At 70.8% G+C, this 26,958-nt stretch carries 21 protein-coding genes; 9 read left to right on the plus strand and 12 right to left on the minus strand.

What is annotated here, in order from left to right:
* Positions 1-6: 6 nt before the first annotated feature.
* Complete coding sequence (locus OG331_RS07930; protein ID WP_406193336.1) at positions 7-510, minus strand: DUF5709 domain-containing protein; 504 nt, start codon at positions 508-510, stop codon at positions 7-9.
* A 313-nt stretch (positions 511-823) separates the two neighbouring features.
* On the opposite strand from OG331_RS07930, the gene OG331_RS07935 reads away from it, so the two are divergent.
* Entirely contained in the window at positions 824-2,308 is a 1,485-nt protein-coding gene (locus OG331_RS07935; protein WP_406193339.1) for an APC family permease, read from the plus strand.
* Positions 2,309-2,319: 11 nt separating this feature from the next.
* Positions 2,320-3,279, plus strand: coding sequence for a hypothetical protein (locus OG331_RS07940; RefSeq protein WP_406193342.1), 960 nt, complete (start codon positions 2,320-2,322; stop codon positions 3,277-3,279).
* A gap of 252 nt (positions 3,280-3,531) precedes the next feature.
* Here OG331_RS07940 and OG331_RS07945 read toward each other — a convergent pair whose 3' ends face one another.
* From OG331_RS07945 to OG331_RS07955, 3 genes are all read right to left on the minus strand, one after another.
* On the minus strand, positions 3,532-4,479 hold the full coding sequence (locus tag OG331_RS07945; RefSeq protein WP_406193345.1) for a YbhN family protein: 948 nt from the start codon (positions 4,477-4,479) through the stop codon (positions 3,532-3,534).
* On the minus strand, positions 4,476-5,972 hold the full coding sequence (locus OG331_RS07950; RefSeq protein WP_406193348.1) for a hypothetical protein: 1,497 nt from the start codon (positions 5,970-5,972) through the stop codon (positions 4,476-4,478). Before OG331_RS07950 ends, OG331_RS07945 begins: the two co-directional genes overlap by 4 nt.
* A gap of 170 nt (positions 5,973-6,142) precedes the next feature.
* The gene (locus OG331_RS07955; RefSeq protein WP_406193351.1) at positions 6,143-6,541 is read right to left on the minus strand and encodes a YybH family protein; all 399 of its coding nucleotides are present in this window, start codon (positions 6,539-6,541) and stop codon (positions 6,143-6,145) included.
* Between the two features lie 154 nt (positions 6,542-6,695).
* On the opposite strand from OG331_RS07955, the gene OG331_RS07960 reads away from it, so the two are divergent.
* Entirely contained in the window at positions 6,696-7,376 is a 681-nt protein-coding gene (locus tag OG331_RS07960; protein ID WP_406193354.1) for a nucleoside/nucleotide kinase family protein, read from the plus strand.
* Between the two features lie 51 nt (positions 7,377-7,427).
* Here OG331_RS07960 and OG331_RS07965 read toward each other — a convergent pair whose 3' ends face one another.
* From OG331_RS07965 to OG331_RS07985, 5 genes are all read right to left on the minus strand, one after another.
* Positions 7,428-9,290, minus strand: coding sequence for a hypothetical protein (locus tag OG331_RS07965; protein ID WP_406193357.1), 1,863 nt, complete (start codon positions 9,288-9,290; stop codon positions 7,428-7,430).
* A 5-nt stretch (positions 9,291-9,295) separates the two neighbouring features.
* Positions 9,296-10,183 carry a carbohydrate ABC transporter permease gene (locus OG331_RS07970; protein ID WP_328419979.1) on the minus strand — a complete coding sequence of 296 codons (888 nt, stop codon included), beginning with the start codon at positions 10,181-10,183 and terminating at the stop codon, positions 9,296-9,298.
* Positions 10,184-10,201: 18 nt separating this feature from the next.
* Positions 10,202-11,182, minus strand: coding sequence for a carbohydrate ABC transporter permease (locus tag OG331_RS07975; protein ID WP_383602449.1), 981 nt, complete (start codon positions 11,180-11,182; stop codon positions 10,202-10,204).
* A gap of 160 nt (positions 11,183-11,342) precedes the next feature.
* On the minus strand, positions 11,343-12,674 hold the full coding sequence (locus OG331_RS07980) for an ABC transporter substrate-binding protein (protein ID WP_406193360.1): 1,332 nt from the start codon (positions 12,672-12,674) through the stop codon (positions 11,343-11,345).
* Between the two features lie 270 nt (positions 12,675-12,944).
* Positions 12,945-14,066: an ROK family protein gene (locus OG331_RS07985; protein ID WP_406193363.1), complete on the minus strand. Its 1,122-nt coding sequence runs from the start codon at positions 14,064-14,066 to the stop codon at positions 12,945-12,947.
* Between the two features lie 269 nt (positions 14,067-14,335).
* On the opposite strand from OG331_RS07985, the gene OG331_RS07990 reads away from it, so the two are divergent.
* The 5 genes from OG331_RS07990 (at position 14,336) to OG331_RS08010 (ending at position 20,943) form a co-directional block, all read left to right on the plus strand.
* Complete coding sequence (locus OG331_RS07990) at positions 14,336-15,244, plus strand: N-acetylglucosamine kinase (protein WP_406193366.1); 909 nt, start codon at positions 14,336-14,338, stop codon at positions 15,242-15,244.
* A gap of 181 nt (positions 15,245-15,425) precedes the next feature.
* Positions 15,426-17,348 carry a phosphatase PAP2 family protein gene (locus OG331_RS07995; RefSeq protein ID WP_406193369.1) on the plus strand — a complete coding sequence of 641 codons (1,923 nt, stop codon included), beginning with the start codon at positions 15,426-15,428 and terminating at the stop codon, positions 17,346-17,348.
* Positions 17,349-17,594: 246 nt separating this feature from the next.
* Complete coding sequence (locus tag OG331_RS08000) at positions 17,595-19,145, plus strand: ArnT family glycosyltransferase (protein WP_406209826.1); 1,551 nt, start codon at positions 17,595-17,597, stop codon at positions 19,143-19,145.
* 80 nt (positions 19,146-19,225) lie between these two features.
* Positions 19,226-20,146, plus strand: coding sequence for a MurR/RpiR family transcriptional regulator (locus tag OG331_RS08005; RefSeq protein ID WP_406209829.1), 921 nt, complete (start codon positions 19,226-19,228; stop codon positions 20,144-20,146).
* 422 nt (positions 20,147-20,568) lie between these two features.
* Positions 20,569-20,943, plus strand: a complete 375-nt coding sequence (locus tag OG331_RS08010; RefSeq protein ID WP_406193372.1) for a hypothetical protein — start codon at positions 20,569-20,571, stop codon at positions 20,941-20,943.
* A gap of 46 nt (positions 20,944-20,989) precedes the next feature.
* On the opposite strand, the gene OG331_RS08015 is transcribed toward OG331_RS08010, so the two are convergent.
* Positions 20,990-21,781, minus strand: coding sequence for a cellulose binding domain-containing protein (locus tag OG331_RS08015; RefSeq protein WP_406193375.1), 792 nt, complete (start codon positions 21,779-21,781; stop codon positions 20,990-20,992).
* Between the two features lie 188 nt (positions 21,782-21,969).
* Between OG331_RS08015 and OG331_RS08020 the strand changes: the two genes are divergently transcribed.
* Positions 21,970-24,414, plus strand: coding sequence for a polysaccharide lyase 8 family protein (locus tag OG331_RS08020; RefSeq protein ID WP_406193378.1), 2,445 nt, complete (start codon positions 21,970-21,972; stop codon positions 24,412-24,414).
* A gap of 14 nt (positions 24,415-24,428) precedes the next feature.
* Here OG331_RS08020 and OG331_RS08025 read toward each other — a convergent pair whose 3' ends face one another.
* Together OG331_RS08025 and OG331_RS08030 are read right to left on the minus strand one after the other, a co-directional pair.
* Positions 24,429-25,271, minus strand: coding sequence for a hypothetical protein (locus tag OG331_RS08025; protein WP_406193381.1), 843 nt, complete (start codon positions 25,269-25,271; stop codon positions 24,429-24,431).
* Between the two features lie 106 nt (positions 25,272-25,377).
* A complete protein-coding gene (locus OG331_RS08030; RefSeq protein WP_406209832.1) occupies positions 25,378-26,886 on the minus strand; it encodes an HAD-IA family hydrolase in 1,509 nt (502 codons plus the stop codon).
* Positions 26,887-26,958: the final 72 nt, after the last annotated feature.

Here is a 26,958-nt window from a genome sequence, read left to right on the forward strand (position 1 = left end):
ACCCGCTCAGGTGTCCACGCCGCCCTCCGGGAGGTCGGCGTCGTCCTCGACCAGGTGCATCGCGGCCTCCTCAGCGCCGGCCGCTCCGCCGTCGATGCCCTGGTCGAAGGCGATCTGCTCCTTCGTGGTGCCGGCGTGGGCGCCCTCGTCCGGTGCGACCAGACGGCCGGCACGGTCGGTGCCCGCCTCCGGGTCGACGGGTTCGCCGTCGCCGCCCGGCAGGTCACCGACGTCGTCGCCGACGGGTTCGGCCACGTCGGGGACCTCCTGGGTGAGCCTCTCGTCGAGGGTCTCGCCGGCGTGCTGTTCGGCGGCCGTGGTGCCGTACTTGGTGACGCCGAGCGGCTTCTCGGGCGGGGAGTAGCCCTCGTCGAGGGTGTCGTCGTAGGTCCGCTCGTCCACGGCGTCCTGGAGGTCCAGCGGAGCCGCGTCCTGCTGTTCCTCGTTGCCTCCGGTGGGCTGGTACGCATCGTCGGCCATCGACTCGGCGGGCGTGTGTTCGGTGCCCATTGCTGCCTCCTCACTCGCGCGCGGCGGCTGGTTGTGCCGGTGCATGTCCTGAACCGCGTTTCCCGTTGTGCGTTCTCCAACCCCGGAAGATCTCATGGCTCTTGAAGCATCAAGAGGTGTGGCTATCATCACTCGCACACACGGCGTAACTGCACGACGACGCAACGGCGTACAGTGTCCGCCACCCCCGCTCCGCCGCCCCTGCCCCGAGGTCATCCCTCACCGGTTCGTGGCGTTGTTCCACCCCCCACCCCCCATACGCCGTCGGGGCCGGCTCGCCCCTACGTCGTGCACGACGGAAAGCAGCGCATCGATGAGCAACAACAGGGGAAGAGGGCTGCAGGCCAATGCCCTCGGTACGTTCGACACGGTGGTGATGGCCGTCGCGGGCAGTGCTCCGGCGTACTCGCTGGCCGCGACCACGGCGGTCCTCGTCGGCGCGGTGGGCCTGGCGAGCCCGGCCGCGCTGCTGTACTGCGCGATACCCATGCTGGGCATCGCCCTGGCCTTCAGCTATCTCGGCCGGATCGACGTGAACGCGGGCGCCAGTTACTCGTGGGTCGGCCGTACCCTGCACCCTTTCCTGGGCTTCATCAGCGGCTGGGCGCTGGTGATCTCGACGACGATCTTCATGGTGGCCGGTTCGCTGCCCGCCGGGTCGATGACGCTCGCCGTCTTCGACGAGGACCTCGCGGACAACACCGCGCTGTCCACACTGGTCGGCGCCGGCTGGTTCCTGGTCATGCTGCTCGTGGTGCTGGGCGGCGCGCGGCTCACCGTCCGGGCGCAGCTGGTGATGTCCGGTGTCGAGCTGGTGATACTGGCCCTGTTCGCGGTACTCGCCCTGCTCCACGCGGACAACGCCCGGGCGTTCGACTGGTCCTGGCTCGGCTTCGGTCACTTCGACGGGGTCACGGGATTCGCGTCGGGGGCGCTGATCGCCGCGTTCTACTACTGGGGCTGGGACGTCACCAGCAACCTCAGTGAGGAGACCCGCAACAGCCGCCGTACGACGGGCCTCGCGGGCCTCATCGGGGTCGGCATCGTGTTCCTGCTGTTCGAGGTGTTCACGATCGCGGTGAACGTCATCCTCTCCTCGAAGCAGATCCAGGACAACGACGCCAACGTGCTGGCCGTGCTCGGTGCGCAGGTGTGGCCGGGCTGGGGCGGAAAGTTGCTGATCGTGGCGGTGATGCTGTCCACCATCGCCACCCTGGAGACCACGCTGATCCAGGTCACGCGCTCGCTGTTCGCGATGGGCCGGGATCGTACGATGCCGGCCGCGCTGGGCCGTGTTCACCGGCGTTGGAACACGCCGTGGGTGGCGATCGCGGTGGTCGGCGTGGTGGCGCTGGGGATGTTCGTCGCCGCCAACTCCCTCGGCACGGTGGGCGAGATCCTCTCCGACGCCATCTCCGCGATCGGGCTGCAGATCGCCGTCTACTACGGGCTGACCGGGATCGCGGTGGTCGTCGCCTACCGCAGGATGCTGCTGAAGTCGGTGAGCAACTTCGTACTCGGCGGCGTGTGGCCCCTGTTCGGCGCCCTGTTCATGTTCTGGATCTTCATCGAGTCGCTGAGCGAGCTGAGCACCTCCGCGATCACGATCGGCATCGGCGGTCTCGCGGTCGGGCTGATCCCGATGCTCTGGTACTGGCGGCAGGGCAGCGACTACTACCGGCCGGCGAAACTGGACGCCGCCGAGGCCGTCGAGGCGGACTACGTTCCCGCCGGCCGTGACGGCACCAGGTCCGACACCGACTCCCTTGTCCACGAGGGTCTTCCCACCGATTTCTGAGAGAGCCCTCGATGGCGAAAGACCGCTTCGTTCCCGACTTCGACCCCGACTGCGGTGACGCCGCCCTCACCTGCGCCCGCCAGGACATCGTCATCGGTCGCTGGCAGGGGCTGCGGGAACTGCTGCGGGCGACCGGCCCCGACTGGCTGGTCCGCGGGCATCGGACCCGGCTGCTCGCGCAGGCGTGCGCGAGCAGTTCGACGGCGGAGTCGTGGCTGGCCGCCGAGCCGCACAGCGCCGACGCGCTGGTGCTGCGGGCGGCGACGGAGACGGCCCGGGCGTTCAACGTGGCGATCACCGCGGGCCGGGGCGTGCCGATCGACCGGCAGCGCATCGACACCGCGGTGCTGTCGTGTCTGAAGGCCGCCGACTCCTACCCGGACGATCCGACACCGTGGATCTCGCTGATCTCCGTCGCTCGGCTGTATCCGTCGGGCGTACGGCGGCAGGAACTGGCGCGCTGGTGGGACGAGTTGCACCAGCGCGACCCGTACAGCGTGGAGGGACACCTCCAGGTGCTGCACTACTACTCCTCCCGCTGGCACGGCACCCACGGCCTGATGTACGACTTCGCCCGTGACGCGGCCGGCGTGGCACCGCCCGGCTGCCCACTGCCGGTGCTGGTGCAGTACGCCCGGGTCGAGGAGTTCCGCTACGCCCTGGACGCGGCCCGGGGGCAGCATGCCTCGGTCGGCCTCGGACAGCACTGGAGCAACGACGGGGCCGCCAGTGACGTACGCCGGACCTGGGAGCGCTGGATCATGGGCCGCACCGACAACACCGTGGCCCCCGGCGAGCTGCGCGACCTCAACTACCTGACGCACGCCGCTTGTCATGCGGGCGCCCACGACATCGCCGCGGCCCTGTTCCGGATACTGCAGCGCCGGGCCACGCGGGCGCCATGGGCGTACACCGGCGATCCGGACAAGCAGTTCGTCAAGTGGCGCAAGGAAGTGGGGCTGCGCGGGTGAGCGCGGCGGCGGACCGGCCTCGCAGAGTTGGGGTCAGGGCGCGGCGTTCGTCCCGTCGGGGCGGGTGCTGCGCTGCTCCGCCATGGCTTGGCCGAGGTTCTGGCGGATCATGCCGGCGAGGTGGGGCGCCTTTGCCATGAGGGTCATGGGTGCACCTTCTCCAGGTCGCGCCGGGGGAAGGTGCGACGCATGGGCAGCAGGTCCGGACCGGACTCCTACCTGAACCGTGCGACCGGGAAACGCCTTTGCCGCTCACAGCGCCCCGCGCCGGACGAGTACGGCGAGCACGATCAGCCCGGGAATCAGCGGCAGCCACACCGTCAGCAGCCGGTAGCCGAGTACGGCGGAGGCGGCAGCGGTCGCCGGGGCGCCGGCCGCGGCCAGCGCGAGGACGAGCACGGCGTCGAGGGAGCCGAGGCCGCCGGGGGTGGGCAGCAGGGCCGCCGCGGTGCTCGCGGCGAGATACAGCAGTGCCACCCGGGCCGGCGGGAGGGGCAGCGCGACCGCACGGGTGACGGCGATCAGCACGGCGCAGTGCAGCGTCACGAAGGCCAGCGAGCCGCCCCACAAGGCCGCCGCCCGCACCGGTCTCGCGTGGACGGCGACGATGTACGCCCATGCCGCGGCCAGCGCCCGCCTGCACCGGGGCCACAGGGGGCCGCTCAGCAGGACGATCGTGCCGGCGACCACGGCGCATCCGATGATCAGCACTCCCCCGCTGACGTGCGGGAGGTGCAGCAGTCCGGGGCCGGCGGCGAAGAGGAGTACGGCGATGAGGGCGCCGCGCAGGATCGCACCGGCGGTGCCCTTGACCGCGATGGCGGTGGCCGCGGCGGCTATCGGCATGCCGCAGCGTATGAGGAACCGCAGGTTCACCGCGCCGGCGCCGAGTCCGGCGGGCAGTACATGGTTGGCCGCGGAGGCGGCGAACTGCCCTGACACGAGCCGGCCGGGCGGCAGTCGGAGCGGCACCGCACCCTGCTGGGCGAGCGCCGAGCAGGGCCACGTCACGAGCGTGGCCGCGGCGGCCACGAGCAGCCAGCCCCGGTCGGCGACGGCGAGCCGGACCGCGCCGGTCTCGAGCACGGCCCAGTGCCGGCGGGCCAGCCACACCACGGCCACGAGGACGACGAGCGTGAACAGGGCGTGCCAGCAGGTCCGTCGGCGCTGGGGTGTGACGAGGAACGGCTCCGACGTCATGCCCGTCCGCCCGCGCCCCGCGCCGGGGCGATGCGGACTTCCAGGCCGTCGAGGCGGTGCAGCTCCCAGCCGCGGGCGTACCGGGGAGGTGTGCCGCCGGGATTGGTGAGGGCGCCGACCGGGGCGCTGCGGGCGGTCCGCAGGATGTCGGCCGTGGTGGTGTTGGCGTTGTTGCCGCGCGTCGCGCCGGAGTCGCAGCCGGTGTAGTACCCGACAGGGATCGCTTCGTGCCCGGTCAGCAGGCAGGGCGGGCGCACGCCGAGGCGGTGGAGCTCGGCGGCGGAGCGAGCCCAGGCCTGGCGGTTGGCGGTGGTGCGGTCCACGGTGTGGTCCAGCACGGCGTACTGCACGGCCAGATGTCCGGCCAGTCCGAGCGCGATCACGGCGGCGACCGCCGGGCGCCACCGGCCGGTCGGCGTGGTGACCAGGCGGAGCAGGGCGTGCGCGACCGGGATGGCCAGCAGGGCGTAGGCGGGCAGCAGGAAGCGGGGGGCCGCGTATCCGATCAGGAACAGGTAGGGGAAGGCGGCCGTCGCGGCGCAGAGGAGCGGGACCAGGGTGCGGGTGGTGCGTCCGTCCAGGACGGCGACCGCGAGTGCGTAGACGGCGAGCAGGGGGAGGACGAACCACCAGGCGTAGACGGCCGGGTCGGGCATCTCGCCGTTGCAGGGCCGGCACAGGGTGTTTCCGACCAGGCTGCGCATCTGGTCGTCGACGGCGAGGTTCCAGCCCAGGTCGCCCTGGATGCGGGAGGCCTGGTTCAGCCGCTCGCGCAGACCTCCGTAGCTGACGAACGCCTCGATCACCCATTGGACGCCCCCGGCCACGAGCCCCGCCGCGAGAGCGGCCCCGAGCCGCCAGTGCCGTACCGCAACGACGAGGACGAGCAGGGGCAGCGTGACCCATACCGCGTCGGTGGGCCGCATCCACGCCATCACTGCGGCACCGGCCAGGACGCCCCACAGGGCCCGTCGGTCCAAGCGGTCCGCGCGGGCCCGCAGGAAGCAGCCGACGCAGAACAGGGCACCGAACGCGACCCAGAGGTTGGGCATGGCCTGCGGGCCGTAGAAGAGGGTCACCCAGAGGGAGGCGAAGAGGGCTCCGGCGCCTGCCAGGACACGGGCCGGGAACAGGCCGCGCCAGACGCGCAGGGCCAGGTACAGGGCTAGTCCGGACAGGATGGCGATGTAGACGCGCAGCAGTGTCGTGGACGACGACCAGGAGGCGATGGGCCACACGAGCAGGGTGACGCCTCGCGCGCGTGGCGCGCTGAAGAAGGCGGCCGGCGCGTCGGTGCCGACCTGGCTGACGTACACGATCTCGTCCCAGCCGAGGCCCAGCGAGGGCCGTACGAGGAGGAGTTGGGCGAGGGTGAAAACACCGGCCACCGCCGCGAGCAGGCCGTGGCCGCGGGCCCGCCACGGCCTTCCGGACGCGAGCGCCTCGTCGCGCCGTCCCACGCTCGTGAGCATGGGCTTCGTGCCGTGGGCCATCGTCCACCCCTCACCCCTACGAGTCGTAGGGTTCCGAGCCCCGCAGCCGGGCGAGTTGGCCGACGGGGAACCGAGAAATCATCACAAACACCGACAAACTAACGTCAAAGGTGCAAGCGTGCAGTGTGATGTTCGGCCAGGTGCCTGACAGGGACGATGCGAGTCGTGTGTCAGTCGTGCGGGAACGAGTGGTGCTCATGGGCGACCGCCCAGCGGCCGCCCTCCTTGCGCAGACCGAGCGTCAGACGCAGGCGGAGGGTGGGGCGTTCGGTGAGTTCGTCCGGGGTTCCGCAGCGCAGGAGGGCGTGGGCGTACGCCACGTCGGCGCCCGCGGTGATGTCGAGTGACTCGATCTCGAAGGAGGCACCCTGGGCCTGCCACTCGAAGAACGGCGGCCAGGTGGCGCGGTACGCCGGCAGGCCGCGGATGCCGTCGTGGGGTGGCGGTACGTCGAACATGACGATGTCCTCGGTGTGGTCGGCGAGGACGCCGTCGAGGTCACCCCGGTGGACCGCGTCGGCCCAGGTCGTGATCAGTGTGCGGATCTGCGTGGTGTCGTCGTCCGGCATGGTGCGCGCCTTCCTTCCACTCCCCGTGATGACTCGTGATGACTCTTGATGGCCGCGATGACTCTTGATGGCCCGTGACGAGGAGAAGCCCCTTGTCCAGGAGACTCCGCGGACCATCGGAAGTCATCGCCGACCGGGTGACACACTCTGCTGTGTGGCCCTGACCTTCGACGACCTCCTCGCCCGTGCCCGGTCCCTCCCACGCGCCGGCCGCCGCGCCGTCCTCGGCATCGCAGGCAGTCCGGGGGCCGGCAAGACCACGCTCGCCGAGCATCTGGTCCGGGAGCTCAATGGTGCCGGGGATCCCTGGGTCGCGCATGTGCCCATGGACGGCTTCCACCTCGCCGACGTGGAGCTGGACAGGCTCGGCCGCCGGGACCGCAAGGGCGCACCCGACACGTTCGACGCCGCGGGATACGCGGCGCTGCTGCGGCGCCTGCGCGAGGATCCCGACGACGACACCGTGTACGCGCCCGGCTTCGAGCGGGTTCTGGAGCAGCCCGTCGCGGGGGCCGTTCCGGTGGCGGCCACGGCCCGGCTGGTGGTGACCGAGGGCAACTACCTGCTGCTGGAGACGGATGCGTGGGCGCGGCTAAGGCCGCAGCTGGACGAGGTGTGGTTCTGCGAGCTCGACGAGCCGGAGCGCCTGCGGCGGCTGATCGCCCGGCACGAGGAGTTCGGCAAACCGCACGACGAGGCCGTGGCCTGGGTGCTGCGCTCCGACCAGCGCAACGCCGAGCTGGTGGCCGCGACCCGGGACCGGGCCGACCTGGTGGTGCCGGCCGCGGTGGTGCCCGTCCCGTACGGACCGTCGACGGCCCGTACGGGGGCTTGAGGGCCGCATGACGGGGGCTTGAGTACGGCGAATGCGGCCCGCAGGGCCGGTCTATACGGCCTGCAGCGTCAGCTCCGGTTCTCCGTGGGCGTCGCCCGCCGCCTCGCCGATCACAGCGGTGAACGCCTCGGTGCGGACCGTCAGGCCCGGACCGTCCTGGGCGAAGGCGGGCGCGAACGGGCCCGTCGATCCGTGGCGTCCCGCTGCGTGGCGTCCCGCTCCGTAGCGCACGGCGAAGACGTGGAGGTCCTCCGGTGCGCCGGGGGCCGGTTCGGCCTCCAGTGCCGTCGAACTGACCAGGTGGCTCCAGCCCAGGTCGGGGTTGCCGTAGCCGCGAGGGTCGGCTGCGAGGGCGAAGGCCGCCTCCTCCTGGGTCCGGTCCGCACGGGCGTCGAAGTGGTCGACGCCGTCCGCCTCGGGGTGCGTCAGACGGAGTGCGCCGGCCGACGTGACCTCGCCCTCGGCGGTCCTGCGTACGCGCTCGCCGTCGTCGGTGGCGTACGGCAGGCCCGCGAGCAGATACGGCGTGCCGGGGAGCCGCTCCACCGCGACCGTCACCCACAGCGCCGTGCCGTCGGTGACGTACAGGGACCGGACATGGCGCAGGACGTGGTCGCGGCCGACGACCGGCTTGGTGACCAGCTTGGCGGTGAGGCCGTCGGCGCGGACGTCCCGGACGCGGACCTCGCCCATCGGGCGGCAGAAGAGGAAGCCGTCCGTCACGGGGCCGAAGCCGTGCTGCCGGTTCACCGCCGCCGGGAGGTAGTACGTGCCCGCCGCCTCGACCAGGGACGGGGTCATACGGTCGTCGAAGGCCACCGAGACCGAACCGGCGCGGAGCTGGTGGCGGGCCGGGACCGGCGACGGGGTGCGGTGCCAGCGCGCGGTGTCCTGGATCTGCCAGACCAGCATCCAGGCGAAGTGGCCGTCGACTCCGCCGTCCGCCTTGACCGCGTGCCGGCCCCACCGGGTGTCGCCCCGGTACCGGCCGAGGTCGGAGCCGATGCGCCGGCTGAAGTAGCGCAGGCCGAGGACCGACTCGAAGCCGCTGTGCTGCTCGCTGTAGCGCGGGCCGCCGTTGTCGAAGCCGCCGCCGGTCAGGCGGGCGTCGAGGTAGCGGGCGAGCGCGTCGCCGTCCTCGGCGAAGACCTCCTCGCCGCTGACCCGGTGGGCCTGGGCGAGGAAGGACAGGGAGATCGGGCCGTAGTTGTTGTCGTAGGCGCCGCCGTGCTCGGGAGGAAGGAGTGCGCCGCGGTCGGCGACCCGGTGGGCGCGGATCTTCTCGGCGTACAGGGCGATCGCTCGCGACCGCACCAGGTCTCGCCGGCCCGGCGGGAGGTGGCGGGCCAGCATCAGTCCGCCGACGACGCAGCCGATGGCCTGGTTGCCGGCCTCCTGCGGATTGAAGAAGGTCGCCTCGGTCAGCCAGCGCCAGTAGCCGTGCGCCACCTCGATCAGCTCGGCGCGCTGCTCGTCCTCGACGAGGCCCTCCGCGACGTCCAGCACGTTGACCGCCTGGAGCAGCGCCCACACCGTGCTCGGCCAGTCGCCGATGGGATGGGCGCCGGGTGCGAGGGTGTAACGGGCGTACGGCAGACCGGAGTTGCGGGCCCGCAGGTTCGGGTAGCCGGGGTTGTCCTCGGTGTAGACGCGCTCGCGCAGATGGAAGGCGAGGCTGCGGCGCACCGCCTCCGGCAGGCGCGGGTCCTGACCGCGCTGCCAGGCGAGGGCCAGGAGCGAGGTGACGCCGAGCGAGGTGTCGCCGATGTCGTCGACACAGTCGGGGTGTTCCAGATTGCCCTCGGGCGTGAGCCGGGCCAGGGCCTGTCCGGCGACACCGGCGAGGACGGCGTCGTAGGCCTGAGGGGTGTCCGGGAGGTCGTGCAGGGCGCCGAGCTGGCGAGGGAGGTGCACGGGTGTCAGCCCTTCATGCCGGAGGTGGCCATGCCTTCCACCAGCCTCTTCTGGAAGATGAGGAAGCAGATGAGGGTGGGCAGGAGGGCGAGTGTCGACATGGCGAACATCGCGCCGTAGGAGGAGCCGCTGGTCTGGTCGAGGAACAGCGTCAGGCCCAGGGGGACGGTGAACTTGTCGTTCTGCTGAAGGTAGACGAGCTGGTGCAGGAAGTCGTCGTAGGTCCAGATGAAGGTGAAGATCGTGGTGGTGATCAGCGCCGGCTTCATCAGCGGCAGGATGATCTTCCAGTAGATCTTCCACGGATTGGCCCCGTCGACCATGGCCGCCTGGTCGAGCTCGCGCGGGATGGAGCGGATGAACTGGACCATCAGGAAGATGAAGAAGGCGTCGACCGCGAGGAACTTCGGCACGATCAGCGGCAGGAACGTGTTGATCCAGGTCAGGTTGTAGAAGATCGTGTACTGCGGGATCAGGACGGCCTGCGTGGGCAGCATCAGCGTGCCGAGCATCAGGCCGAACCAGATCTTCTTGCCGCGGAACTCGAAGCGTGCGAAGGCGTAGGCGGCCAGCGAGCACGAGATGACGTTTCCGATCACCGCGCCGATCGTGACGATCAGCGAGTTGGTGATGTAGAGGGAGAAGGAGTTGCCGGAGCCGCTCCAGCCCTCGGAGTAGTTCTCGGGCCGCAGCGCGGTCGGGATGAGCCCGGGGTGGGTGAAGATCTCGGTGTCGGGCTTGAGGGAGCTGCTGAGCATCCACATCAGCGGGTACAGCATGACAATCGCCACGCCGATGAGCACGGTGTGGATGAAGATACGGCGGGTCCCGGTGGCCGAGCGGAGCTTGTGCAGCGGAGACGTCGAGGACCGGGGCGGGGTGATGGCGGACATGGGTGAAGGACTCCTCGCTCAGTCGTCGTAGTGGACCCAGTAGCGGCTGGCGATGAAGTTGACCGCCGTGAACAGTGCGATGACCAGGAACAGCACCCAGGCCAGCGCGGAGGCGTACCCCATCTGCAGGTCGGTGAAGCCCTTCTTGTACAGGTAGAGGGAGTACAGCATGGTCGAATTGAGCGGTCCGCCGGAGCCGTTGCTGATCACGAACGCGGGAGTGAACGTCTTGAACGCGTCGATGATCTGAAGGACCACGTTGAAGAAGACGATCGGAGTGAGCAGCGGCAGGGTGATCTTGAAGAACCTGGTCACGGCGCCGGCACCGTCGATCGCGGCCGCCTCGAACACGTCCTTCGGCAGTTGCTTCAGCCCGGCGAGGAAGATCACCATGGGCGTGCCGAACTGCCAGACGGCCAGCAGGACGAGCGTGTAGAGCGCGGTGTCCGGGCTGGAGATCCAGTCCTGGCCGGTGTTGAGCCCGAACCAGCCAAGGAAGTCGTTGAACAGGCCCTCGCCGCCGAAGACCTGCCGCCACACAATCGCGATGGCCACGGCCCCGCCGAGCAGGGACGGCAGGTAGAAGGCCGCCCGGTACAGGCCTATGCCCTTGAGATCGCGGTTGAGCAGCATCGCCACCGCGAGGGCGAGGGCCAGTTTCAGGGGCACGGAGACGACGACGTACACGAGGGTGGCGTGCACCGAGTCCCAGAAGACCGGGTCGTCGGTGAACATCCGGTCGTAGTTGTCCATGCCGACCCACTGCGCGGGCGTCAGCAGGTCGAAGTTGGTGAACGACAGATACAGCGAGTCGAGCATCGGGTAGATCGTCAGCCCGAACAGGCCCACGAACCAGGGGGCCAGGAAGAGGTACGGCCACCATCCCCCGCCCCGCCGTCTGGCGAGGCGGCGACGCATACGGTCACGTTCCCGCTGGTCGGACGGGGTCACCGGAACCGACGGCTCCTTGACGACCTCGCCGGTCTGCGCGGTGGTCATACTCATGTCTCCCTGGCCCTCTCCCGGTATTTCAGATGGGGCTGTACTCCTCAAAGCCCCGGTTCACTGCGACGCCTCCAGGGGCGCGGGGAACTGCGCGACCAGCCACAACGAAGCCCGCAGACGCGAGACCACACATCGCAGCACTTCCCGTCGCGCACTACCCCCCGAGAATCCCGCCCGCCTGGTCGAAGAACTCGGAGAGCTGCGCCTTGATCGACTTCTTGCCGAAGGCCACGGCAAGGTTCGACTGGAACAGCAGATCCCAGATCTGGTCGGCCCCCTGCGGCGGCGGCACCGGCGCGGGCAGGGCGTTGGACGCCTTCGCGACGCGCTGGGAGATGTAGTCCGCGTTCTCCATGTTCAGCTTGTCCGTCTCGGTCAGGCCCGAGGCGATCAGGTTGCGGGCCTTCTCGGTCGGCGGGATGCCACGGAACAGCTGCATGTTCTTGATCGCCGTGTCGTCCTGGGCGAAGAAGTTCATGATCTTCACCGAGTCGGCGACCTTCTTGCTGGCCTTGGTGGCGCACAGCAGCACGCCGCCGTTGACGAAGTTGCCCTCGCGGGCGCCGGAGAAGTCGCCCTGCGGGGTCGGCAGGAAGTCCAGCTGGGCGTCGGTGATGGAACCGCCCGCGCCGTAGACACCGGAGTCGAAGGTGAACAGTGCCTTGCCGATGACGACCGCGTTCTTGGTGAGGTCGTTGTGCGCGGCGGAAGTGATGGCCGGCGGCGGGGACGCGTTCGTCCTGCGCATCTCGGCCCAGTACTCCCACCACTCCTGGAGGGTGTCGGAGGTGAAGCCGAGCTTCTTGCCGTCGTCCGAGAAGAAGGTCTGTCCCTTCTCGCGGGCGAACACCTCGAAGCACTGGAGGGTGGAGCCGCCACCGTCGTCGACGCCGTACGTCTTGCCGCCGCTCTTCTTGTAGACGTCCTGGGCGACCTTCTTCAGGTCGGCCCAGGTCCACTCGCGGTCGGGCAGCTTCAGACCGAGCTTCTCCAGGCCGCTGCGGTTGACGGTGAGCTGGTTGACGCCGATCCCGGACGGGACGCCGTACAGCTTGCCGTCCACGGTGCCGGCGGCGAGGAGCGTCTTGGAGAAGCCCGTGAGGTCCAGGGTCTTTCCGACGTAGGAGTCGAGCGGGGCGAGGACGCCCTTGCGGGCGTACTGCGCCACCAGGGCGGTGTCCATCTGGAGCAGGTCCGGGGCGCTGCCGCCGGCGATGTTGGTGTTGAACTTGTCGAAGTAGCCGTCGTAGCCCTGGTAGGTCTCGCGGATCTTGATCTTCGGGTTCTGCTTCTGGAAGTGGGCGAGCGACTTCTTGTAGGCGTTGTGCCGGTCGTCGCTGCCCCACCACGTCATGGTCAGGTCGCTGCTGGTGCTGCCGGCGCCCGTGCCTCCGGCGCAGGCGCTGAGCGAGGTGCCGAGCGCGCCGGCGACGGCCAGTCCGCTCGCGGTGCGGAAGAGGGTTCTGCGCGAGATCTGGTGACCCACCGGGTCCTCCCTGGATGTGCGTGACGGATTGCCCGGCCGGTCAGCGCGGCTCGGATCCTTCTGTGGATGGCGCCCTACGGCCCGCGACCTCGCCCGGTCGTTCCGCCGTGTCGGACGAGGGTCCACGGCCGTCGTCCTGGCCGTAACCGTACGAGCACGCCCTCGCACGGCTCGCCGTACGCGACGTACGGCGGAGTACCTCGTCCCGAGCCGGGTCCCGCCGGCTCAGAAAGCGCTTGTCCGGACATTGGCAGAAGCGGGCTGAGTCCGTCAATGCTTCGCCTCGACCGCCCCGGTCACGGTTTGGATTCCACGGGCGACAGCGAGGCGGGTGGCTCCGACCACGGTGCCGCTGTCGCCGAGCGCGCTGCTGACGACCTCGGTGGGCCAGCTCAGCCTGCCGAGCTCGGCCCGGACACCCGGCACGAGCTGCGGGTTCGAGCCGACGGCTCCGCCCAGCACGATCAGCCCGGGGTCCAGGACGGCGGCCACTGCGGCGGCCAGCCGGCCGATGTCGGCGGCGTGCCCGGCTACGGCGGCGCCGGCCGTGCGGTGGCCCGCCCCGGCGAGGGCGAACAGCCGCTCCGCGGTCTCGGGGCTCGGCTCGTCGTCGTCCTGCCACGTCTCGGCCGTCCGCCGCAGCAGGGAACGTACGCCTATGCGGTCCTCCAGCGCCTCGTGGCGCGGCTCGCGGCCCTCGTCCCACGGGTACGGCAGCCGGGCCACCTCACCGGCGGCCCCGTTCGCCCCGCGCAGCACCTGGCCTCCTACGACGATGCCGAGACCGATGCCCACGCCGATCCGCAGATACCCGAACGTCCGACGGCCTCGGGCCGCGCCCTCGTGCAGTTCGGCGAGGGCGGCGCAGTTGACGTTGTTCTCCAGGTGGACAGGCACGCCCGGCGGCAGTGCGACGGCCATGGCGTCGAAGACGGGGCCGGCCTTCGCGGTCGCGGGCCGCATTCCGCTGCCGTCCCGGTCCCGGGTCGTGACGTCACCGACGGCGACGACGACGGCGCGCAGCGGGGCGTTGGCGGGCAGCGCGTCGAGGACCTTGCGCACGGTGGCGGCGGCGTCGTCGCGGGAGCCGGTGCCCTCGGCGAGCAGGGTGCCGTCGAGGGCACAGCCGCGCACCTGGGTCTCGGCGGGGCCGAGGTCGACGGCGAGCACGGCGCCGGCTGCCGGCCCGAGCCGGTAGACGGCGGCGGACCTCCCGGTGGCGCCCGAGGCGGTGCCGGAGTGGGCGGCGAGGTCGGCGGCCTCCAGTTCGGCGACGGCGGCGGAGACGGTCGGCTTGGACAGGCCCGCACCGGCCGCCAGCTGGGGACGGGTGGCGGTGCCCGCCCCGGCCAGCACCGCGAACACCGCACGCGCGCTCTCGCTCAGGTCCATGGTCTCCCCTGGTCGTGCCGCGGCGGTCGGAACCGCCGAAATGATCGTTCGGCAACGGGAATTCCGCGCCTCTTGACGCACCCTACTTCGTTAGTTAACTTCCTAACGAACTGAAGCGGTACTCGCCTGCCGCACTCGGCAACGAAGCCCGTCCCGGGGCTTCCCTACGCTCAACGGCGCGGATCCACGCCGCTCGTCGCGACGTCTGCGCCCGCCCAGGCACGGTCCGCCCGCCGTCGCAGCCAACGCGCAACGACGAAAGAGGATCCGTGCAGGACACTCCCCACTCGTCCCCTCTCGTGGTCGGTATCGACGTGGGCGGCACCAAGACGCATCTGCGCGCATTCGCGGGGGACGTCATGGTCGCCGATCACGTCCGCACCAGCAGCGGCTGGCGACCGCACGACCCGGTCGCCGCCGCCGGCTGGCTGGCCGCGCTGGCCGCCGACACCCTGCCGACCGGTGGGCGCCCCTCGGCCTTCGCGGTCGGCGGGCACGCATGCGAGACACCTCGCCAGTGCGGGCAGATCCGCACTGCGCTCCAACTCCACTTCGACGCACCGGCTTTGGTGGTAGGTGATGCGGAACTGCTCGTCCCTGCAGCCGGGTTGGACAAGGGGGTGGGGCTGGTCGCCGGCACCGGGTCCGTCGCGGTCGGTCGGCTGACCGACGGCAGTGCGGTCCAGGTCGGCGGCTGGGGCGCGGTCCTCGGCGACGAGGGCGGCTCGGCGGGCCTGGTCCGCGAGGCCGTACGGGCCGTGTGGGCGGCGCACGATCTCGGCGAGGAACCCGACGCGCTGGCGCGCGGGCTCGTAGACGCGTTCGGTGTCGCCGAAGTCCCGGCACTCGGCGCGGCGTTGGAGAGCGCCAAGAGCGCTTCCGCCGAGTGGGGCCGGCACGCGCCGGTGGTGTTCGCGGCCGCCCGGGCCGGTTCACCGCTCGCCCGTGCGGTGATCGACGAGGGCGGCCGGTCGCTGGCCGCGCTGGTCGGCCGACTCGCCTCGCGTGGGGTCCCGGTGGACGACGTCGTGGTCGCCGGCAGCACCATTCTCGCCCAGCCGGTCCTCTTCGACGCCTTCGCCGCAGCTCTCGCCGAGAGCGTGCCGGGGGCCCGGCCGTGGCGCTTGGAAGTGCCGCCGGTCGAGGGCGCCCTGGCACTCGCCCGTTCACTTGTGTGACAGCAGCCGGACTCCGCGCCCTCCCGAGTCCGACACAACTCGCCCGTAGATCTTCGCTCGTAAGACTCGATACCGCTGTGTTTCGTGTGTCTCATGTGCGCCAGATGTCGCACCACACGGACGAGTCGATCACTTCGATCTCCTCCCGGCCGTTCGGGCCGATGAACTCGAGAGAGGCACCATGCCGGCATCCGTCGGGCGCCACGCCACCCCGTCCCTCAATAGAAGGCGCTTTCTCCTGACCTCCGCCGGCGGCGGTGCGGCCCTGCTGGCCGTCCCTGCCGTCGCCGGCTGGCTCCCCGCCGCTGACGCCAAGGCCGCGGCGAAGGCAGCCGCGTTCGTCGACGACTACAAGACCAACGTCGTCGCGAACCTGACGCCCGAGACCAACGCCGTGGTCCGCGTTCTCGGCGGCTTCGCGAAGATGTGGAAGACGGGCGGTGCCTGGAACACCGGCACGCCACTCATGCCCGACGTGCTGCGCGCCAACATGCGCTACAGCGTCCGGATCACCGCCGCACGCACGGACGCTGCTGCGAAGGAATCGTTCATCATCGACCGTCAGCACCAGAGCTACTCGGTGATCGCCGGTCTCGGTCCGCTTGCCGACCTGTACAAGTCGGGCGCCAAGGCGGTCACATCGATCACCAGCGCTCCGGACGGCACTCCCTCGGGGAAGATCAGCGACGCCGTGCCCGCGGACGCCCCTGCCGGTTCCGCGATCGGCGCGGGATCGTACGACTCGGACCTCGGTCAGGTGGCCAAGCTGGTCGACACCGTGCGCGGCCCCTTCGCCTCCGGCAACCCGGCCAAGTTCGCCTTCCAGTACCCGCGCCCGTGGCGGATGAACGAGGACAGCGAGGTCGTCGACACCGGCAGGAAGGACGAGTTCGGCTTTCCCGTCTACGAGTCGAGGGTGGTCGTCGCCCCGCAGCTGCTGCGCCAGCGCGGCGAGAGCGCGTCCGAGGACGGCGGCTTCCCCAGCGGGCACACCAACGCCCTGCACCTGGCGGCCCTGGCGTACGCCCACGCCGTGCCCGAGCGCTTCCAGGAGCTGGTGACCCGCGCCTTCGAGCTCAGCCACACCCGCATCGTGGCGGGCATGCACTCCACGGTCGACGTCCTCGGCGGCCGCATCATGGCCACCGCCCTGGCAGCCGCCGCCCTCGCCGACCCGGCCAACGCCGAACTCAAGGCCGCCGCCCGCGCCCAGGCCCTGGCGTACTTCGAGCAGCGGACCGGCACGACGGCCGACACCCTCAACGCGTACGCCCACTCGGCCGACCGCGCCACCGACCCCTACGCCGACCGGGACGCCAACGCCCGCACGGTCGAGCCGAAGCTGACCTATGTGCTGACCCGGCGCGGTCGCGACGAGCCCCTGACCGTGCCGAAGGGCGCGGAGGTGTTGCTGGAGACGCGTCAGCCGTACCTGACCGCCGCCCAGCGTCGCGAGGTGCTGCGCACGACCGCGCTGCCTGGCGGGTACGTCCTGCTGGACGGCTTCGAGCAGTGGGGACGGCTCGACCTGTTCACCGCGGCGGACGGTTACGGCGCCTTCGACTCCGACGTGACCGTCACGCTCGACGCGGCGGCCGGGGGCTTCGGCGCGGCCGACGTCTGGCGCAACGACATCCGCGGCGACGGCGGCCTGACCAAGCGCGGCACCGGCACGCTCACCCTGGCCGGGCACAACCGGTACCACGGCGGCACGGTGCTCCTGGACGGCGTGCTGGTCGCCGCTTCCGCCAACGCTCTCGGAGAGGGCGACGTGCAAGTGAAGGGCGGCACGCTGCGGGCGGACGAGGTGCTGCGCGTGCGCGGTTCGTACGTCCAGGACGGCGGCTCCGCCCTGGAACTGCTGATCCGCAAGAACCACGGTCCGGCGCTCGACGTGTCCCGCCGGATCTCGCTGGGCCGGGGCAGCGTGCTGTCGCTGCGCCTCGACGCGGAGCGTCCGCCGGTCGCGGGCACCACGGTGCCCGTCATCGAGGCGTCACAGCTGCGCGGCCGGTTCGACCGGGTGGAGCTGAACTCCCGCACGCTGCGAGCCGTACCCGTCTACACGACGGATGGTCTGTCGGTACGACTCCTCAAGCGGTAACGCCGTCCCCGGCGGGACCTGGTGCAGAGTAGGCCCATGGGCCGGCTCCGGATCAGCTCCCGCCGCCGCGGGGTCGACGGCGCCGCGGAGCGGAAGATGGCGCTCGAACAGCACTCTGCCCCTGCCTGTGCCCCGGAGGCGCCCTCCGGGGTGCCCGAAGCCTCCGTCGCGCGGCCCTCGCAGCCCTCGCGGCTGTCCGGCAGGCCCTGGCTCGTGCCGCTCCTCGTGGTCGTGCTGCTCGGCCAGATGGCCGTGGCGATGGCGACAACGGCGGTACAGCAGACTCCGACGATCGACGAACCCGTGTACGTGGGCACGGCGGCCGAGTATCTGCACGAGCACCGGCTGATCCACAACCCCGAGCATCCGCCGCTCGGAAAGCTGGTCGTCGCCGTCGGAGTGGCGGCGGCCGATCCGCACGTCGACCGCTCCTTCACCGGTGATCAGGGCCAGTTGGGGCGGCACCTGCTGTACGAGTCGGGCAATGATCCATGGCGGCTGATGTTGTTCGCCCGACTCCCAGTGATCGTTCTGACTCTATTGTTCGGATTGATCGTCTTCGCCTTCGCCCGTGAACTGGCCGGTCCGGCGGGCGGTTTGGCGGCCCTCGGTCTGTACGCCTTCTCCCCCGACCTCATCGCGCACGGCTCGCTGGCCACACTGGACGTCCCGGCGGCGGGGTTCGTGCTCACGTCGGTCTGGCTGTTGTGGCGGGCCCGCCGCCGGCCACGCTGGTACGTGCCGCTGGCCGGGGTGGCCCTCGGTGCGGCGTTGGCCACGAAGATGAGCACTCTGGCCGCGGTCCCGGTGCTCCTTGCGCTCACGGGAGTGTCGGTGTGGTGCGCGAAGTCGCCCTCGGAGTCCCGCCGACGGGTACTCGGGTGGGCGGCCGCAAGCGCCGGCGTCGTGGCGGTGGCCGCCATCGCCGTCGTGTGGGCCTCGTACCTGGTGGTCGACCCGCGGCTGCGCTGGGCGCCGCAACAGCCTGTACCCGAGGTGCACGGGCTGCGCGAACTCGTCATCGATCTGCTGCCGTTCCCGGAGTCCTACCGTGACGGGATGCGCGTGCAGTTCGGGTTCGAAGAGTACCCGTGGCAGGGCTTCCTCTTCGGCCGGCTCTACACGGGTTCGCTCTGGTACTACCTGCCGGCCGCCCTGCTGGTGAAGACGCCGCTCGGCATGCTCGCCCTGTGGGCGGCGGGTGTCGTGGCGGTGCCGGCCGTACGGCGGCTGCGACCGGCGGCGCCCTACCTGCTGGTGCCCCCCGCCGTACTGCTCGCCGCGGCCATGCTCGGGTCACGTGACTTCGGCACGCGTTACGCCGTCTTCGTGCCGATGTTCCTGGCGGTGGCGGCGGGTTGTGCGCTCGCGGTGCGGTGGCGGTGGGCGCCGGTCGCGGTCGGGGCGCTGGTCGCGTTCGTCGCGGTCAGCTCCCTGCGGACGTATCCGTACTACCTGCCGTACTCCAACGAGGCGTTCGGCGGTCCGGCGAAGACCCATCTGCGGCTGCACGACTCGAACGTGGACTGGGGCCAGGACCTGGGCCGGCTCGCGGACCGGCTGAGCGAGCGGTATCGGGGCGAGCGGATCTGGCTCGTGTACAAGGGCAGCGGGGTGCCGTCCGCCTACGGCATCGACGCCGCCGATCCGCGCAAGGTACCCGCCCGTGAGGTGCGCGGACTGCTGGTCGTGTCGGACTCCTCGGTGGCCAAGGCGACCGGCCGACTGGCCGAATTGATCGACAGTAGTCGTCCGATCGATACGGTCGGCCATTCGATCACCATCTATCGTCGGTGAGCGCGGGCCCCATACCAGCCCAGGTCACCACAGTGTGTGAGCTATGTTGAAGCACTGTGGAAGACAAAGGAGCCGCCTCCCTGCCATCGCCGCAGCAGGCACGCGCACAGGCATCCGCGATCACCTCGGGCAAGTCCGCCGGCGAAGCGGAGGCGTCCCCGACTTCCCAGCTCAGGACACTCTTCGATCAGCCCCGGCTGTCCCCCGGACAGCGGCGCATCGCCCAGTATCTGATCGAGCACATCACTGAAGCGGCGTTCCTTTCGATCACCGATCTCGCCGAGCGGGTCGGTGTCAGCCAGCCCTCGGTGACGCGTTTCGCCGCGGCGGTGGGCTTCAGCGGTTACCCCGCGCTACGGGAGAAGCTCCAGTCGATCGCGCTCGGCCACCTCGCCGGGGGCCCCGCGGCCGAGGAGAACGGCGCGAACGAACTGCAGTCCGCCGTGGACGCCGAGATCGAGAACCTGGAGAACCTGCGGCGCGACTTCGGCGATCCCGACCAGTTGATCGACATCGGCCGCAAGCTGTCCCGGTCGACGCCGCTGACCGTCCTCGGACTGCGCATCTCGGGGTCCCTCGCCGAGTACTTCGCCTACGCGGCGCGCCGGGTCCACCCCGATGTGCGGCTGGTGACCCGGGGCGGCAGCGTCGCCTACGACGCGCTGCTGCAGTCGCGCGAGGCGGGCGGCACCTGGGTGCTGGCGTTCTCCATGCCCCGGCACGCCCAGGAGACCCTGACCGCCGTACGGGTCGCACGCAGCGCCGGACTGCGGGTCGCCCTGATCACCGACCTGGCGCTCGGTCCGGTGGCCGACAACGCGGATGTCGTCTTCGCCACCAACACCGGCTCCCGGCTGGTCTTCGACTCCTACGCCGCGCCAGGCGTGATGGCCGCCGCGCTGCTGCAGGCCATGACCGACGCCGACCCGGAACGGACACAGGCGCGGCTCGAGGACTACGAGCAGATCTCCGACCAGCACCAGTTCTTCCTCCGGGACTGATCCCGCCGGAACCGCCCCCACCAGGACCGATCCCCCGCATCACCCGCCCGCGCGGCGCCGTTCCCCCACTTCGCTCGAACCGCACCACAGGGGGACCATTCACTTCAAAGCGCGCATGAATGTTTTCATACGTCTTGCAAAGCGGACGGCATATATAAATACTTCACACGCACCATCCGCCCGCAGAGAGCAGCCGGTCCGTTCATGCGCACGTCACCCCATCCGTCGTGCGACTGCCGTCTGCCCTTCCGGGCTCCTCAACGAACACCCGTTGCCGCCGTCTCCTACCCGCGTCGGCGCGCGGGCTGTTCGGTCGGGCATCGCCTGCGCGAGCGCCCGTGGCGGCGGCCCCGGTCATCCCCTAGGCCGGGGCCGCCCCGACCACGTCGAACACCCCGGACGACGCCGCACACCCGGAAGCGATGATCATGCCCCTGACGACCACGCGCATCACCCCGGACTGGCCGTGCCAGGTCAAGGCCCCCGGTTCCTACGACTGGGAACGCTCCGCGGCCAAGTGGCTGCGCGAGCTGGTGCCGGCCCGCTACGCCAGCTACCCGGCCCTGATCCGCCACCCCGTGCTGCTCGCCCGCCATGCGCAGATCCAGGTCCAGAACGAGATCCGGGTCGCACGCACCGCACTGCAGACCGCCCGGGCCGACCTGCCCGCGCTCGGCATGCCGGAGTCGGTCATCGAACACACCATCAAGCTGTACGCGGCGGAGGTCATGCAGCTGCAGCACATCGCCCGCAGCGTGCGTGCGGTGTCGCAGGCGCTGCTCGACCACGGGCGCTGACCGGCCGCTCTTCCTTCGACCCGAGGCGCGCGACCGTGCGGGGGCGTCAGGACGCATCCGCCGTCGCCGCACAGGTGACCTCCGCGGACGGGGCACCGGACGCCGAGGTGTCGGCGATGAAGCCGAAGGTGACGCTCGCGCCGGGCGCCAGGTTCCCGTTCCATGACGCGTTGGCGACGGTGGCCGTGCCGTCCCCGGTCGTGGTGAGGGTGCCGTCCCAGACCTGGGTGAGGCGGGCACCGTCGGCCGGTACGACCGTCGCGGTCCAGCCGGCGGCCGCGGTGGCGGGCGCACCGGTCACCGTCACCTCACCCTGATAGCCGCCCTGCCAGCTGTTGACGGTCCGGAAGGACGCGCTGCAGGCGGGAGGGTCACCGGGTTCGTCGGCGCCGGGTGCGCCACCCGCGCCGGGGGCGTTCCGGGTGGGCGCGGCCGACGCCGAGGCCGTGGTGGACGGAGCCGGATCCTTCGCCGCCGCCGTGTCGTCGTCGCGGCCGGAGAGCAGGAGCGCGCCGCCGAAGCCGATGACCGCGGCGGCCGTCACGGTGACCGCGACGGCCGCGCGACGAAATCCCGGGCCGGGCGCGTCCGGGCCCGGGCGAGCTACAGTGCCGCGCGGCGCGATCCTCGTCTCCTCGGTGACGGCCGGGAGTTCCTGGGTCGCTTCCTCGGCGGCGGGCTGGGCACCGGGCACGACCACGGTCTCGTAGCCGTTCCTCTCCTGTTCCAACTCCTTGAACAGCTCAGCGAGCGCGTCGGTGCGGCGTGGGCGCAGGACGCGGATCGGTTCCAGGGCCGGGTCTTCGTCGGGCTGCGCGGGGTCGGGCCGAGTGGGCACGCCGCTCTCCTTCCGTCCCGTCTTCACGGGCTTCGCCAATCCCCGAGGAGTGATACGGGGTTGCCGTCCCGCCGGTTCAGTGGAGGAGGGCCGCCCTCACTCTCACCCCCACCCCCCAAACGATCAATACGATCAATTCGGTATTGACTATTGAGCGTTTGAACGTTCCCCTGCTAGAAAGCGCCGTCATGACGACTCGTTGGTCACGTCGCGGCTTTCTGGCCGCAAGCACCGGCACCGCTGTCGCGCTCGGCCTGTCCGGCCAGGCGAGCGCCGCGCCTCCGTCCGCCGTACCGGCCGCGGAGGCTGACGAGTTCACCACCCTGCGGGCGAAGTGGCGCACGCTCGTTCTGGGCGAGGGGTTCAGCCCCACCTCGGAACCGTTCAAGAGCCGACTCGCCGAACTCGGCAGCACCGCACGCCAGTTGAGGTCCTCCATGGCCCCGACGGCCGGTTCGCTCTGGCCGGACCTGGTGTACGCCGACCCGGAGCCCGACACCGATCAGGAGTCGTACGGCTACTCCGGCAACATGAACACCAGCTACACCCGGCTCAACACACTCGCCCAGGCGTACTCCCAGCAGAGCACGGGACTGACCGGCGACACCGGGCTCAGGGACACGATCCTGACCGGACTCGATCACCTCCACTCGGAGGTCTACAACGCCGGCCAGGCCCGCTACGGGAACTGGTACAGCTGGCAGATCGGTGCTCCGCAGTCGCTGCTCGACGTCTGTGTGCTGATGTACGACCACCTGTCGGCGGACCTGATCGCCGACTACGTGGCCGCGGTGGACCACTTCGTGCCCGACTCGGCGGTCGCCGACTACACCGGGACCAGCACCGGGGCCAACCGCGTCGACCTGTGCCGGGTGCTGGCGCTGCGCGGGATCGTGGGCGCGAACTCCGCCAAGGTCGCCCTGGCGCGGGACGCCCTCTCCCCCGTCTTCCCCTACGTGACCAGTGGCGACGGGCTCTACACGGACGGGTCGTTCATCCAGCACACCACGGTGCCGTACACGGGCTCGTACGGCTCGGTGCTGCTCGGCGGGCTCGGGTCGCTGTTCGCGCTGCTGGCCGGGTCGAGTTGGGAGGTCACGGACGCGAACCGGCAGATCGTGTTCGACGCGGTGGAGCGGGCGTGGGCGCCGTTCCTCCACAACGGGCTGGTGATGGACGGGGTGTCGGGGCGGGCGATCAGCCGGGGACTGACCGCGTCCGACACGAAAGGGGTCCAGCAGGACGATCACCTGAGGGGCCATCCGATCCTCGCCTCGATCGTTCTGCTCGGTCAGGGCGCGAGTGCCACGGAGAACGCGCGCTGGCGCGGTCTGGTCAAGGGGTGGCTGCAACGCGACTACTACAGCCCGCCCATGAGCAATCCGACGATCGGCCTCACCGGCCTGGCACGCCTCAAGTCGGTCCTGGACGACACCTCGATCACTTCGATCGCCGAGCCGACCGGCCACCGGCTGTTTCCCAACATGGCCCGGGCCACGCACCGCAGACCCGGCTGGGCCGCCTCGCTCAGCATGGCCGACCGGCGGGTCACGTACTACGAGACCGGCAACGGGGAGAACCTGCGGGGCTGGCACACCGGTTCCGGGATGCTCTATTGGTGGGGTGACACCTTCGGCAACGGCCAGTACAGCGACGCCTTCTGGCCCACGGTCGACCCGTACCGGCTGCCCGGCACGACCACGTCGCGCAAAACGCTCGCGGACGCGGCGGGCGGCGACTGGGGTGCTTCCCTGCCCGATGTGAACTGGGTCGGCGGGGCCACCGACGGGCAGCGGGCGGCCATCGGGCAGTACCTGAAGGGCCTGCAGTCCACGCTGCTCGCGAAGAAGTCCTGGTTCTTCCTGGACGACACGGTCGTCTGCCTCGGTGCCGGCATCAAGTGCACCGACGGCACGGCGGTGGAGACGACGGTCGAGAATCGCAACCTCGGTCCCACGGGCGGCGCCCCCTTCGTCGTCGACGGCACCGCCAAGCCCGCCGGCCACCCTTGGTCGGAGACGCTCACCGGCGCCACCTGGGCGCACATCGGCGGACACGGCGGCTATGTGTTCCCCGGCGGCGCGACCGTCAAGGCATTGCGGGACGCGCGGGACGGTCGGTGGAGCGACATCAACAAGGGCGGCTCCACGACGGTACTCAACCGCAAGTACCTGACCCTGTACGTCGACCACGGCGCGAATCCGACCGACGGCCGCTATGCCTATCTGCTCATGCCGGGTGCGACAGCCGCTCAGACCCAGGCCCGCGCCGCCGCCACGACCTGGCTGACCGTCCTCGCCAACACCAACGACCAGCAGGGCGTCGCCGTTCCCTCGCTCGGCTTCACCGGCGTGAACTTCTGGTTCGGCGGCACGGTCGGGCCTCTCGTGGCAAGCGATCCGTGCTGCGTGATGATCAGTGAGAAGTCCGACGGTACGGCGGTGATCTGCGTCAGCGATCCGATGCGGATGCAGACGGGCCTGACGCTCACCTGGAATCGGGCCGTGTCCGCGGTGGTCTCCAAACCGTCCACGGTGACCGCGGCGACGACCGGTTCGTCACTGCGGCTCACCTTCGGCGACCTGAGCACGACGAAGGGCGCGACACAGAAGATCATCGTTCGCCTGGGGTGAGCGCGCGGCTCCGGTCAGGCTTCCGCAGCGAGGAAGCGGTGCAGGGACGCCTTCATCGCGGCGACGAAGGCGTCCCTGCGCCTGTCGTCCAAGGTGTCCAGGGACAGATAGGGGTTGAGGTCCTCCAGCTCGACCAGCAGCAGTTCGCCGCCCGGCGCACGGCAGGCGTCGACGCGCTGGATACCGTGGTCGATGCCGTTCCACTCGATGAAACGCCGGGCGAACTCCAGGTCGCCGTCGGTGGGTTCGTACGGCTCCAGCTGCCATCGTCGGTCGGTGTGCGGCGCGTACAGGGCGTACTGGAAGTCGTGGTCGACGAAGTAGAAGGAGACCTCGTAGGCGAAATCGACGCACGGCTGGATCAGGACGGTCCCGCCGGACTCCTCACCCACGCCCTCTGCGACCGGGTCCGAAACGATCCGCAGCCCGATCGAGTCGGCGCCGAGCTTGGGCTTCACGACATAGCGATCGCACTCGGGCAGCAGGTGCAGGTCCTCGCCGCGGTCCACGGTCGGGATGACCGGGAACCCGGCGCCGGTCAGGTCGAGCAGGTACTGCTTGCCCGCCATGTCCGCCTTGCCCGACAGCGGGTTGTACACCCGCGTACTCTCGGCAACCGCGCGCCGGCGGAACTCGTCGTACGCGTCCTGGTGGCCCAGCACCGGACCGCTGTTGCGGACGACGACCGCGTCGAAGGCGTCCATGAGCGCGGCCGCGTCCCGGGGGTGGCACAGGGCGAGGTCGAAGTCGTCCCGCAGCCGTGAGGTGAGGAAGATGTCCTCGTCGCAGTAGCGCCGCCCGCGTGCCTGGTAGGCCAGGTCGGTGACGTACAGGAGGCGGGGTCGGGCGGGCGGCATGCGGTGCTCCTCGGCTGCGGCGGGAGCCGATCGTAAGCGGACCGGCAGGCACCGAACAAACATCGGGCCGGTCAAGGCCGACGAACAGACGCCGGACCGGCCCAGGTCACAGTCCGGCCGCCCACAGCTCCTCCCTCCTGATGCCCTCCAGGCCCCGCCGCACGGTGCGCCGAGGACCGGGGTCGATGGGCGCGTACGAGGGGACGGCGAGCACCCGGCAACCCGCCGCCTCGGCCGCGGCAACCCCCGTGGGCGAGTCCTCGACGGCGAGACAGGCCGCGGGGTCCACGCCCAGGGACCGGGCGGCGGCGAGGTAGGGGTCGGCGGCGGGCTTGCTGCGCGGAGTCTCGCCCTCGGCGACCGTCGTACGGAACCTGTCGGCGCCCAGCGTCTTCAGTACGGCGTCCATCACCTGCCGCGAGGACGCCGAGACGAGCGCCGTCGGGATGCCCGACGCCTGGAGCAGATCGAGGAGTGCGAGGGCGCCGGGGAGCGGGGCTGCTTCACGCTGGACGGCCGTCAGGAAGCGGGCTTCCAGGTCGGCGGCGAGGGACTTCGGATCGTCGTCGCCGGTCAGGGGCAGCAGGCGGACGGCGGCCTCGGTGGCCGAACGGCCCAGGACATCGAAGAGGTCGTCGGCGCCGATCCGGGGCACGGCCTCGCGGACCGTACGAAGCCACAGCGACTCGGTGTCGACGAGCGTGCCGTCCATGTCGAGGAGCACTGCGTGCGGGGCGGCGGCGAAGGGGCGGCCGTCGAGGGTCCAGTGCCGGTCGGGGTGCCGGCCGAGGGCGGCGAACACCTGGGCCGCGACATCGGCATGCCGTAGCGGACGCGGCGCCGGTCCGATCCCCGGGCCGGCGGCAGCCAGCCATGCCGTGCTCTCCTCGGGCGTACGGCCGCCATGGCCCCCGGCGTCGACATGGCCGTGGTCGGTCGCGACGAGGAACGTCCACTGTTCGTCGGCGTACGACGGCCGGGAGCGCACGGCGGCGATCAGCCGGCCGAGGCGCGCGTCGGCGCGGCGGATCGAGGCCTCGTACGCCTCGCCGCAGCCCAGGAAGTGCGCTGTCTCGTCGGGTGCGCCGAGGTAGACGAACGACGCCACGACGTCATCGTCGTCTCCCCCTGCGGCTCCCGCTTCGGCACCGGCACCGGCGCCGGCCAGTACGCGTACCGACGCCTCGGTGATCTGCTCGTCGCAGTGTTCCCAGGCTTCCGGAGTGTCGGCTGTCGGGGAGACGTACGCGGCTCTGGACGGGGCGCGGAAGAGGGGGCCACCGTGGTGTGCCTGCATCAGGGGCTGCCAGCCTGCGGCGACGAAGGTGCGGCGGCCGTCCTGGACGGCGAGGCGGGTGGCGAAGTCGGGGAAGACGTCGAGGCGGTTGCCGGTGAAGTCGTTGCTCCACACGCCGTGTTTGGCGACCGTGACGCCGGTGACGACGGTCGCCCAGCAGGGGCCGGACATGGTGGGCGTGTCGGCGTCCACCTCGATCGGGGCGAGGAAGCCTTCGGCGGCCAGGGCGTCGAGGTGCGGGGTGGGCAGGCGGTTCAGTACGTCCAGGCGTACGCCGTCGATGCCGACGACGAGGACGCGGTGTGCGGCGTGATGCACGGAAGGTCCTTTCCCTGACTGGTGGTTGGCGGGCCGGCGGATTTTCGCGGCGTTGCCGGGCTTGGCCTGCTT

The sequence above is a fragment of the Streptomyces sp. NBC_01017 genome, from assembly GCF_045162795.1.
GTDB lineage: Bacteria > Actinomycetota > Actinomycetes > Streptomycetales > Streptomycetaceae > Streptomyces > Streptomyces machairae.